Origin of the sequence: Actinoplanes sp. NPDC049598 (genome assembly GCF_040675435.1) — a bacterium.
Lineage (GTDB): Bacteria > Actinomycetota > Actinomycetes > Mycobacteriales > Micromonosporaceae > Actinoplanes.
In genome coordinates, this window is sequence record NZ_JBFAOX010000016.1 from 32,870 (window position 1) to 44,749 (window position 11,880).

Sequence of the window (11,880 nt, forward strand, 5' to 3'; positions counted from 1 at the left end):
CGCTCCCGGCTCCCGGCTCCCGGCTCCCGGCTCCCGGCTCCCGGCTCCCGGCTCCCGGCTCCCGGCTCCCGGCTCCCGGCTCCCGGCTCCCGGCTCCCGGCTCCGAAGGAGGATACGTCCATCCCTTCATCGGTTTCACGTGAAACGAAGGGCCGGCCAGAAGACTCGTCCAAAGGGGTCGTCATTAGGGAATGGAGTCGGCGGGGGACGGGAAGCCACTCAGATTGTGGCGCTCGCCGCCAGCGCCAGGCGACCCAGTCGAACGCGTGGGGAAGCCAAGGCGTTGCGCCGCAAATGATTAACAAGACGGACCGAGCAACAGGCCGTGTCTCTCCCGCCGCGGCGTTGTAAGAGCCGGTCGTTTCACGTGGAACCAGGCCACCCGGATACCGCCACTGCGTCTGATCCCTCAGCAGGACGGAGCATCGCAAGTCATCGTCGAGCGCTCCACGACACCGTCATCGCGATGCTCTAGCGCTCCAACAACTCCGCTATAGCGGCACATGCATCTGGACCCGACCCGTCCCCGCTGTCACCTTGAGGCCGCCAAGTTGAGTCGGCCACTCCGTAGCTCTGCCTAGAGGCCGCAGCTACATCATGCCGAATGAGCGAGAAGCGCCCCGACGGCAAAAACCGACCACCGCCCGAGCCGACACATAAATCCTCGAACCCCGCGTTGTTGACCAGACTGCTGACGTCGACGGGATGGCTCAGACAACGACGGCAAATATTCAGCAGAGGGATGATCTCTCGTTTCACGTGAAACCGAAGCGCCAGAACCGGCTGATCATGGTCTGATCGTTCGTGTGGGCGAAGTCGACCCCATGCTGCTTCCCCATGCCGTCCCCGTGGACGGCGACTCGGATAGGCCTCTCGGCGATCTTGCCGGGAGGCAGGCTGACGCAACCGCCGCGAACTCTAGGAAGTGGACCGCAATACCGAGGCGTCCGCGCTTGACTGGGCCGTAGATTCAGATCGGCATGAGGGCCAGTCAGGAATCCTCTGCCCCCGTCGGCAGCGAAGGCCATCCGGCTTGGATCGGCCAGGCACGGCACCCGGAGCCTTCATCGGTAAGCGAACCGCCGGATGCTTCTTGGCATCGGCCTGCACAGCTGTCCTTCGCCCAAGGGAGGGGCCATCCGGACCAGGGTGAGACGCTCGAAAAGGCCCGCCGGGGCAGGGTGAAGTGCGCCGGCGTGATCCCGACCGCCTCAACCGACACGTTCGGGCTCGGCGATCGCACACACCTACGAGTCCACTCGGACGCTGCGACCTCTATGACCAGATGCGAGAGACCGCGAATCGCGAACCGCCTCAAGGATGTACGACCCGGAATCGCGACGCCTCGTTCTAGTCGGCAGCGTATCGCCACTCATGCCGACGACCGCCTAGAAGATAAGAACCTGGATACACCATCCTCATCCCGGACGCCGCCTCAAACTAGCTTTCTGCATCAATACCTACATACCTACATTGTGATATAAATCTGTTTGCCCTTAGCAAAACACTTAAGTCGGACGTCAGAAACCGGGCAGCCGCCCGCTCACCCGAGGTTCGAAATCCCAGGAGAATGGCTCTGACAGAACCGGATCTGAGCCGATTCGGAGGCACTCTCCGGAAGAGATCGCCGCCCATCAACAACAAACGTCGGAAAAAGAAATCGGGGCGCTCGACCGCCGTCGCGCACCCCGATAGACGATCCAGTCGGCGGTCTACTCCTCGCCGCCCGCGCCTTCCTCGTCAACGCCGATCATGCCGACGATCCGCTCCAGGTCGTCGACCGTGGCGAACTCGATCGTGATCTTGCCTTTGTTGCGGCCGATGTCGACCTTCACTCGGGTGTCGAAGCGGTCGCTCAACCGATCGGCTAGATCGTTCAGCGCGGGCGCGTGCACCTTGGCCCGACGCGTAGGCGCCGCCTTTTTGGCCGGCCCGTCCGCAATCGCCAGCGACACCAATTCCTCGGTAGCCCGCACCGAGAGACCTTCGGCGACGATCCGCAGCGCCAACTTCTCCTGCGCCTCCGTGTCGTCCAACCCCAGCAGCGCCCGCGCGTGCCCGGCCGACAGGACTCCCGCAGCCACTCGGCGCTGCACTGGCGCCGGCAGGTTCAGCAGCCGGATCGTGTTGGAGATCTGCGGCCGGCTGCGCCCGATGCGCTTGGCCAGTTCCTCGTGCGTGGCGCCGAACTCCTCGAGCAACTGCTGGTACGCCGCCGCCTCTTCCAGCGGGTTCAGGTTGGCCCGGTGGATGTTCTCGAGCAGCGCGTCCCGCAGCATCGCGTCGTCGCGGGTCTCCCGGATGATCGCCGGGATGTTTTCGCGCCCAATAGCCTGTGCCGCTCGCCAGCGCCGCTCACCCATGACGAGCTCGTACCGGCCGTTGCCGAGCTCTCGCACCACGATCGGCTGGAGGAAACCGACCTCCTGAATGGAGGTCTTCAGCTCATCCAGCGCCTCGTCGTCGAAGACGTGCCGCGGCTGTTTGGCGTTCGGCTCGATCGAGCCGACGGGAAGCTCGGTGAATCGAGCCCCCGGCACCGGCGCCAGCTCAGAATCCGATGGTTCCGGAGAAGCGGATGCCGCAGGGGAGGGGGCCGGCGGAGCAAAAGCGGGCGGCGCCGAGACAGGCGACGCCGCAGGCTCAACCGAGGCCGGTGCCGACGCCGGAACCGCAGCCGGCGCCGGAGCCGTCGGAATCAACGCGCCCAGGCCGCGGCCCAGCCCGCCCCGCGGACGGTTCTTCATGCCGTGCCTCCCGTATTGACGCCACGCATCGCGATCTCCAGGGCGGCCTCGAAGTAGCTGGTAGCGCCCCTTGATCCCGGATCGTAGGTCATCACGGACTGCCCGTAGCTCGGAGCCTCCGAGACACGCACGTTACGGGGAATGACAGCGTTGAGCACCTTGCTGCCGAAGTGGTTCCGAACGTCCTGCTCAACCGCGTCGGCGAGACGGGTCCGCCGGTCGTACATGGTCAGCAGAATGGTCGAGACATCGAGCGTCGGGTTCAGGTGCTGCCGTACGAGATTGATGTTGTTGATCAGCTGGTTCAGCCCTTCCAGCGCGTAGTACTCGCACTGGATGGGGATCAGAACCTCCTGCGCCGCACAAAGCGCATTGACCGTCAACAGGCCCAGCGACGGCGGGCAGTCGATGAAGACGTAATCGAACTTCTCCGGGTGGGCCGCGATGGCCCGAGCCAGACGGGACTCGCGCGCGACCACCGAGACCAGCTCGATCTCCGCACCGGCCAGGTCGATGGTCGCCGGCACGCACCACAAATTCGGGATGCCCTCGACGCCTTGTGCCACCTCCGACAGTGGCACATTGTCGATCAAGCAGTCGTACACGTCAGGGACGCCAGCATGATGAGGGACATTGAGACCCGTAGAGGCGTTCCCCTGTGGGTCGAGGTCGACGACGAGGACACGGTTGCCATGCAGCGCCAGGGCGACCGCCAGGTTCACGGTCGTGGTGGTCTTGCCGACGCCACCCTTCTGGTTCGCGACGCAGAGCACCCTCGGGTGGTCCGGGCGCGGCATGGTGATCTCGCCGCTCGGGTTGAGGATCTGCACAGCTCGCAACGCTTCCATGGCTAGAGGTGGATCGTCTTCATCCCGGCTCGGCGTTTCACGTGAAACATGCTCGTCCGAGGCGATGGGGCCACCCGAAGAAGGAGCAGCCGACACCGGAGAGGCCGAAACCGGGGCAGCGGACACCGGCGACGAGGCGGTAGACGGCACATCGGCCGGAGGTGACGCCGGCCTTCCGTAGATCTGCCCGGGGTATCCACCACCGGCCCGAGGAGCCGGAACGCCGTCTGAAGTGTTGTAGGCGCCACGCTGACTCATGTCGGGCGTCCGATCGCAATCGAGAGGTGACTCGGTTTCACGTGAAACACCGTACTCATGCACCGTTTTATCCCTGTTAGTGAGGAACGGGTCGGTCGGCGACACGTGCGTTCCGGTGGCAGAAGACCGGACCACACTATCGACGCCCGGCCAGCCTACGGCCGTCGGGCGAGCCTCGCCACGGCCATCCGTCCGATGAGGCACCGGCGACGATCCCTCCGGTGCCGCATAGACCATCACCCCGGGAACGAGCCGCAACGCCGCCCCCATCCCGTCCCCACTTCGGAACTCAACGGCCGACCCCGCGCCTCCAGCGATCTCGCTGCCGACACGGCCCTCTGCCGCCTCTCGCGCTCCTCGCGAGTCCCCCTCTTCGGCTGTACGCCGGGAAGCCGCACCCGGCCGGGCCGTCTCATCGTCTGCGTCCCGATCGAGGCCGTGATCTAGCACCTCCGAGATGCTCGCTGCCGCGTCTTGCTCGCCGCCCCCCACACCGGTCGGCCCCATCCGGACACCATCGCGAGAAGGGGCTCTCAGCCCCTCGAACAGAACAACCGACGAGGGAGATGCCACCCGCTGATCAGTCGGACCGATCAACACAGAGACGACCATGCCACCCACCGACGCCCCAGAGGCTTCAACCTCGGTCTGCGGCCCGGTGGACGACATCGGCACCGACGCAGCCACGTCCGAGCCGAGAGAGCCGAGAGAGCCGGGAGCACCGGGAGAACCGGAACGAACGGGAGCGCCGGAGAAGCCGGAAGAACCGGGAGGCCCAGACGGACCGGGAGAACCGGGAGACCCAGACGGACCGGGAGAACCGGGAGACCCAGACGGACCGGGAGAACCGGGAGACCCAGACGGACCGGGAGAACCGGGAGACCCGGACGGACCACGAAAGCTGGAAGAGCCGGAAGGACCGAAAGGAACTGCCTCACGCCCCTTCTTCCCACGCCGCCGCTTCCGCTGAGCCGGCGCTACCGAAGCCCCGTTGCCGCGCCCATCCTGCTCAGCAAGCACGGGCGGAGCCGAGGGTTCGTCCGCGAACGCCGTACCCCGTCCAGACGAAGGCCCCGATCCAGAGGATAAGGAGGGGCCATTCGGCGAAGTTCGTCCAGACGCAGACGAAGGACTCCGCCCGGGGGAAGAACCAACCACGGCCGAGGGTGCCGACCCAGACGACGAAGCGGAGCCACCCGACGGATCCGCCTCAGACCCGGAGCCAGACCAAGAAGCCAACCCCGGCTGAGGGACGGCCGTGGGCGAGGGAGCCGGCCCCGACCGAGGCGTAGTTCCAGCGGATCCAGCCGCCCCGGGCTGGGAGCCACGGCCGGGTTGGGCGGCGGATTCGGGCTTCGGATCAGGGGATGGCTGGTCGGGACGCTTCGGTTTCGGGTTTCGGTTGCGTGCGCCCCGCCTGGACATCTATCCCCTCCGTGGTCTCCCACGCCCGGTCTTGCGGTCGCCGGAACGGCCGCGGGCCGGGCTCGCCGCCCGGCTGGGCGGCTTCGGCCTCGACTGCACGACGACCTCCACCACCGTGGTGGGCGGCTCGATCAGGCCCTCCCCACAGAGGTGGATCTCCGGTTCGGCTCCGCCCAGATCGGCGATCGCCTGCCGGTGCTCCGCGGCCTCCTCGGCGGCCGAAGCGCCCTTCAGCGCCAGCAACCTGCCACCGACGCGAGCCAGCGGAAGGCACCAGCCGGCCAACCGGTCGAGCGGGGCGACCGCCCGCGCGGTGACGATGTCGGCGCCGGCGGGGGGCCCGTCGACGACATCCTCGGCGCGGCCCCGGACGACCGTGACGGCCGCGTCGAGACCCAGTGCGGTCACCGCCTCCGACAGGAACGCGGTGCGTCGTGCCAGCGGCTCGACCAGGGTGATGCGCAGGTCCGGCCGGGCCACTGCCAGCACGATACCGGGCAAACCGGCACCGGACCCCACGTCGACCACCGAAGCCCCGATTGGGATGATCTCGGACACCACGGCACAATTCACCAGGTGCCGCTCCCAGATCCGCGGCGCCTCCCGCGGCCCGATCAGCCCTCGAACCACCCCGTCGGTGACCAGCAGCCGCGCGTACTCCGTCGCCAGCCCCAGCCGATCCCCGAACACCCGCGCCGCCGCCTCGGCAACTTCCGCCGGCGGCTCGTAAGCCACCGGGCGCGAGATCGGCGCGGAAGGAGAGGCCGCCGCGGAGGGGGACGGAGAGTCCGCAACGGCAGGGGACGACGCCGCGGAAGTCCCAGGCGAGGCCGGAGCAGAAGCCGACCCCGAAGACAAAGAACGGGCATCCCCGCTACCCGAAGAGGCACGCTTCCCCGGAAACGCGACCGGCCGTCGCGGCCCTAACCGCGCCGGCGCCGACCTCGAGGACGACGCCGCGGAAGAGGAAGAAGAAGCCGGGAACGAAACCGGCCCGGGCGATCCCTCACCCGGGCCGGTTTCCCCCGCGCTGGCGCGTGGGTCAGTCATTCGTCAGTCCGCCACCCGCACCACGATGCGCCGGTTGGGCTCCACGCCCTCGGACTCGCTCTGCACCCCGGAGATCGCGTTGACCACGTCGTGCACGCACTTGCGCTCGAAGGCCGACATCGGCTCGAGCCGCACCGGGTCGCCGTGCTCCTTCACCTTCTCCACCGCGTTGCGGGCCACCGCCGCGAGCTCCTTGCGGCGCGACGCCCGGTACCCGCCGATGTCGAGCAGCAGGCGCGACGGCGAGCCGGTCGCCCGGAAGATCGCCAGCCGGGTCAGTTCCTGCAGCGCCTCGAGCGTCGCCCCGCGCTGGCCGACGAGCGGCTGCAGCCGGCCGCCCACCACCTCGACCATCGGGCGCCCGGCCGACACGAGCTCGTCGATGTCGCCGTCGTAGTCGAGGATGTCGAGCAGCCCCTCGACGTAGTCGGCCGCGATCTCGCTCTGGCGGAACAGGTCGCCGTCCGAGGCCACGCTCTCTGACGTCTTGGTCTCTTCGGTGGAGGCGGCGTCCGCGGGCGCGTCGCCGGAGACTGACGATTCGGGCGTGCTGGTGTCGGTCACGGTCTCATCTCCGTAGTCAATCGGGCCGGACCTGCTCGGTCCGCTGTTTCCGCGGCGAGTAATTGAGGGTGCCGCGGGGAGGTCGAGGTAAGGGGAGCGCTCGGGCGCCGTTCCGAAGGACCACGGAACAGCCCCGAGCCGCGATCATCCCTTGGGTTTGCTCGCCGGTCGGGCGCCCTTCTTGGGATTCACCGGTTTGGCGCCCGGCTTCGGGGCCACCGCCTTGGTCTCCACGACGGGCGGCTGCGGTTCGGGCTGGTTCTTCTTGCCGAACAGGCCACCGCTGCGGCCGGGCTGGACCGGGCTCTTCGGGGCGGTGCCGCCACCGGCGGGCTTCTTGGCCGGCGGGCCGGTGGGGCGGGTCGGGCGGGCCGGGGCCGAGGCGTTCTTCTTGGCCATCTGCGGCGGCGGGAACTTGCGGAGCACCCACTGCTGCTGGCCGAGGGTGAACAGGTTGTTCGTGACCCAGTAGATGATGACACCGATCGGGAACAGCGAACCCGAGACGAGCAGCGAGAGCGGGATGCCGTAGAGCATCAGCCGCTGGATCATCTTCTGCTGCGGGTCCTCGGCCCAGCCGGTCTTGAGGATCATCTGACGGCTGGTCAGGTACGTCGTCGTCATCATGATCAGCACCAGGATGCCGGCGATGATCTTGACGGTGGTGCCGTTGGCCTCCAGCGCCGCCAGCTCCGACGCGCTGGAACCGAACTTGGCCGGCAGCGGCGCCGTGAACAGCGAGGCGTGGGTCGCGCTCTCGAACTGCTCGACCGTCCACCCGTACAGCGTCTTGCCCTGGTTCTCGGGGTTGAGCCGGCGCAGGGTGTGGAACAGGCCCAGGAAGACGGGGATCTGCAAGAACATCGGAAGGCAGCCCATGAGCGGGTTGGCCTTCTCCGTCTTGTAGAGCTCCATCATTTCTTTCTGGAGCGTCTCGCGGTCACCCTTGTGCTTCTCCTGCAGCTCCTTGACCTTGGGCTGCAGCGCCTGCATGGCCCGCTGGCTCTTGATCTGCTTGACGAAGACCGGGAAGAGGATGACCCGGACGGTCACCACCAGGAAGACGATGGCCAGGACCCACGACCAGTTCGTGCCGAGGAACCGGCCGTCCGGGACTCCGATGAAGTCCCAGAGAGCATGCCAGCGCAGGAGGATCCACGAGATGGCGTAGTAGATCCAGTCGAGACTCAATTCAGGCTCCAGTCACATCGGCAGGACGGTGACGGATCGGGTCAGGTACCGGGTCGTACCCGCCAGGATGGAAGGGGTGGCAGCGCAGGAGCCGCCAGACCGTCAACCCCGTCCCTCGCACGGCGCCGTGCTTGTGGAGCGCCTCCAGGGAGTACGCGCTGCACGAGGGATAGAACCGACAGCGGGCCGGCAGCACCGGACTCACATAACGACGGTACGCGACCACCAGCGCCGTCAGCACACGGGCGAGCACGCTCATCGCGGCCGCCGGGGCTTGCGCGCCGACGCCAGCGCGCCGTCGAGATCGGCCGCCAGGGTCGCGAAGGACGCCTCGGCGGCCGGGGGCAGAGCCCTCACCACCAGCGTCGATCCGCCGGGCAGCCCGTCCAACCGGGGCCGGACCAGATGCCGGAGCCGGCGGCGGACCTTGTTACGGACCACCGCATTCCCGACAGCTTTGGATACGACGAAGCCGGCGCGCGCCGCGGAGGCTTGCACCGGCTCCTCGATAAGCAGATGGACGACAACCGTCCCGCGACCAGCCCGGCGACCGCCGCGGATAGCGGCGGCGAAGTCGGAACTACGCCGCAGTCGCTGCGCCGCGGCCAGCACGACTACCTGGCCATTTCCGGGCCCGACAGGCGGTCGGCTCAGGCCGACAGCTTGTCGCGGCCCTTGCCACGGCGAGCAGCCAGAATGGCCCGGCCGGCACGGGTGCGCATGCGCAGCCGGAAGCCGTGGGTCTTGGCGCGCCGGCGGTTGTTCGGCTGGTAGGTGCGCTTGCTCACGTCAGAACTCCGTCTTCGTACAACACTGAAGGGGGCATCAAAGCTGCAAGACGCCACTTTAGCAGAACGCGGCGGAGCAACCGCTCGACCCTACGCAGGGCGACCGCGCCGGTCAACCATATCCTTGATCGGCACGCCGACCGGGAGATCAACGCCCCTGACCGGGGATGGGAGTCTGCGCGCGTTGTGAATCTTTTCCTGCGGTCGGGCCCTTGCCCGCCGATCCGGGAGTTGATGCTGCAGCGACCTCGCTGTTAGCGTGCCCGTTTGCTGGTCATCAGCGGTGTACGCATACCACGACGAGTCGGCCAAAACCAGACAAGCAGGTGAATCGTTCGGCACGGTGAGCCTGCGAAACCGCGCCGTTTCAGGCTCCGGGGTCTGCCGACCATCCGGCCGGGGAAGCGACCACCGACGCGTACACAGGGGTTGTGGATAACCTGTGGACAGCCGGTGGCGCCGAGCGTCTTCAGCACGTTAAATGTTGTGCTGGGTTGGGGGAGACGTCGAGTGCCTGGGGGCAGCGACGAGCGGTAGAGCCGGACAAGGTCCACCGGGGGTCGGTGGCGATGGGGGTGGCGCGGCGGTGGCCGATCAGGTCGACCTGAGCGGTGTGTGGAAGGCGACGCTGGATGAACTGGCCGACGAGATCTCGTCGCGTCAGCAGCGCGCCTATCTGCAGCTGACTCAGTTGCGCGCCATCGTCGAGGACACGGCGCTGCTGGCCGTCCCGGACGCCTTCACCCGCGACGTCATCGAGTCCCGCCTGCGCCCGGCGATCACCGAGGCGCTGAGCCGCCGGCTGAACCGGCCGATCCAGGTCGCCGTCACTGTCAAGCCCCCGGAGGACGGAACCGGTCTGCCCGGCAAGGTTTATGGCACACCGGTCGAGCAGGCGCCGGACGAGCCCGGTGAGGCCCAGCCCCGGCACTACGCCGAGCCGCCCCGCCCGCCCGACCCCCCGGCCTACGACCCTTATCCGCCGGGTTCCGCTCAGCGGCCCGCGGCCACCGGTCCGTACGGCGTCCCCACCGCCCGCGGCGGCCAGGAGGCGCTGTTCGCCGACCCGATGCCCCAGCCGCCGGCGATGACCCGGCCGCCGGCGCCCGAGAAGCCGGAGTCGAACGAGCCGCCCGTGCACCGGATGGCCGCCGACCCGGCCCAGCTGCGCGACAACCAGCGCCGCCCGGACGACCGCCAGCCCCAGTTCGGCCCCGAGCGCGACGACACGCTCCCGATGCGCGGCGGCGACAACGGCCCCGGCCGCTCGCCGCACGACATCCGCCCGTCGAGCAACCCGCGCGGCACCAACGACGGCAACCGGCTCAATCCGAAGTACATGTTCGAGACGTTCGTCATCGGCTCGTCCAACCGCTTCGCGCACGCGGCCGCCGTCGCCGTCGCCGAGTCACCCGCGAAGGCGTACAACCCGCTGTTCATCTATGGCAGCTCCGGGCTCGGCAAGACCCACCTGCTGCACGCGATCGGTCATTACGCGACCACCCTCGGTCATGCGCGGAGCGTCCGCTACGTCTCGACCGAGGAATTCACCAACGACTTCATCAACAGCCTTCGCGACGACAAGACGCAGGCGTTCCAGCGGCGCTACCGCGACGTCGACATCCTGCTGATCGACGACATCCAGTTCCTGGAGAACCGCGAGCGCACGCAGGAGGAGTTCTTCCACACCTTCAACACGCTGCACAACGCGAACAAGCAGATCGTGATCAGCTCGGACCGCTCACCTCGCCAGCTGGCCACGCTCGAGGACCGCATGCGCACCCGCTTCGAGTGGGGCCTGCTGGCCGACATCCAGCCGCCCGACCTCGAGACCCGCATCGCGATTCTGCAGAAGAAGGCCGCTCAGGAGCGCATGTACGCGCCCGACGACGTCCTCGAGTTCATCGCCTCCCGCGTCTCCAACTCCATCCGGGAGCTCGAGGGCGCCCTCATCCGGGTCACCGCCTTCGCCAGCCTCACGCGCAGCGCGGTCCAGCTGGCCCTGGCCGAGGAGGTCCTGCGCGACTTCATGCCCGACGGGGCCGGCCCGGAGATCACCGCCGACCAGATCATGGTCTCCACCGCCGACTACTTCGGCGTCAGCCTCGAGGATCTGCGCGGCCACTCCCGCAGCCGGGTGCTGGTCAACGCCCGCCAGGTCGCCATGTACCTGTGCCGCGAGCTCACCGATCTCTCGCTGCCGCGCATCGGGCAGGCCTTCGGCGGCCGCGACCACACGACGGTCATGCACGCCGACCGCAAGATCCGTCAGCACATGGCCGAGCGGCGCTCGCTCTACAACCAGATCGCCGAGCTCACCAACCGGATCAAGCAGAACACCTGATCGTCCCGGCCTGAGCGGCCTCTCTCGCGCTTTCCCCCGGCGGTACGCATCCGCCTGTCCACAACCGCAACCACGACCACCCGCCTGCGCCAGCCCGGCCAGTCGGTGGTCCGGCTCCGCGCTGCGCCGCCGGGTTGCGCTGCCGTCCCCGGCCTATACCCACAACCCCACAGGCGCACCCCGACCAGGCCAAACGCGCCTCATCCACCGGTTGTCCACAGGCACCCACAAGCCGACGCCCACCGCCGGCGCGGCCCCCAGATTCCCCACGACGTCGCCCGCAGGTGGCAAGGCGGCCGACTGAGTGCGCGCCGCCGCCCGACCCACGTTTGTCCACACCCGATCGGGGTTATCCACACCCATTCGTGTCGCCCAGAGGGGCGATTTCCCCGTATTCCTCAGCCTTTGTCCCCAGCCTGTGCATAACTCCGCGACCCCTCGGCCCCGGTTTCCCACAGGCCACCCGTCGATGCGCCCGACAACCCGTCGCCGCCCTCACCCATCCCCGGGCCCGATTGTCAACGCCGGAACGCAACCGTTTCGTGCCAACGTTGTCCACACTAATCCACAGCCGTCCACAGGGGTTTATCCCCAGCGGTGGAGAACTCCCCGATCCGTTCTCCACAGATGTGGACCAGCCCTGGGGAAATCGATGTGGACAGACA

9 protein-coding genes are annotated in these 11,880 nt (G+C 68.0%); 1 reads left to right on the top strand and 8 read right to left on the bottom strand.

Going from position 1 to position 11,880, the window contains the following annotated elements:
* Window positions 1–1,712: 1,712 nt before the first annotated feature.
* From AB0J66_RS31495 to rpmH, 8 genes are all read right to left on the bottom strand, one after another.
* A complete protein-coding gene (locus tag AB0J66_RS31495) occupies window positions 1,713–2,747 on the bottom strand; it encodes a ParB/RepB/Spo0J family partition protein (RefSeq protein ID WP_364668340.1) in 1,035 nt (344 codons plus the stop codon).
* On the bottom strand, window positions 2,744–3,691 hold the full coding sequence (locus AB0J66_RS31500) for a ParA family protein (protein ID WP_364668715.1): 948 nt from the start codon (window positions 3,689–3,691) through the stop codon (window positions 2,744–2,746). Before AB0J66_RS31500 ends, AB0J66_RS31495 begins: the two co-directional genes overlap by 4 nt.
* Before the next feature lie 1,587 nt (window positions 3,692–5,278).
* A complete protein-coding gene (gene rsmG, locus AB0J66_RS31505; RefSeq protein ID WP_364668343.1) occupies window positions 5,279–6,013 on the bottom strand; it encodes a 16S rRNA (guanine(527)-N(7))-methyltransferase RsmG in 735 nt (244 codons plus the stop codon).
* Between the two features lie 318 nt (window positions 6,014–6,331).
* A complete protein-coding gene (locus AB0J66_RS31510) occupies window positions 6,332–6,892 on the bottom strand; it encodes a R3H domain-containing nucleic acid-binding protein (RefSeq protein ID WP_364668345.1) in 561 nt (186 codons plus the stop codon).
* 144 nt (window positions 6,893–7,036) lie between these two features.
* Complete coding sequence (yidC, locus tag AB0J66_RS31515; protein WP_364668348.1) at window positions 7,037–8,083, bottom strand: membrane protein insertase YidC; 1,047 nt, start codon at window positions 8,081–8,083, stop codon at window positions 7,037–7,039.
* Window position 8,084: 1 nt separating this feature from the next.
* Window positions 8,085–8,342: a membrane protein insertion efficiency factor YidD gene (gene yidD, locus AB0J66_RS31520; RefSeq protein ID WP_097329387.1), complete on the bottom strand. Its 258-nt coding sequence runs from the start codon at window positions 8,340–8,342 to the stop codon at window positions 8,085–8,087.
* Window positions 8,339–8,695, bottom strand: coding sequence for a ribonuclease P protein component (gene rnpA / locus AB0J66_RS31525; RefSeq protein ID WP_364668351.1), 357 nt, complete (start codon window positions 8,693–8,695; stop codon window positions 8,339–8,341). Before rnpA ends, yidD begins: the two co-directional genes overlap by 4 nt.
* Before the next feature lie 38 nt (window positions 8,696–8,733).
* Window positions 8,734–8,871 carry a 50S ribosomal protein L34 gene (gene rpmH, locus AB0J66_RS31530; protein ID WP_097329385.1) on the bottom strand — a complete coding sequence of 46 codons (138 nt, stop codon included), beginning with the start codon at window positions 8,869–8,871 and terminating at the stop codon, window positions 8,734–8,736.
* 586 nt (window positions 8,872–9,457) lie between these two features.
* Between rpmH and dnaA the strand changes: the two genes are divergently transcribed.
* The gene (gene dnaA / locus AB0J66_RS31535) at window positions 9,458–11,215 is read left to right on the top strand and encodes a chromosomal replication initiator protein DnaA (protein ID WP_364668354.1); all 1,758 of its coding nucleotides are present in this window, start codon (window positions 9,458–9,460) and stop codon (window positions 11,213–11,215) included.
* The last annotated feature ends 665 nt before the right edge of the window (window positions 11,216–11,880 follow it).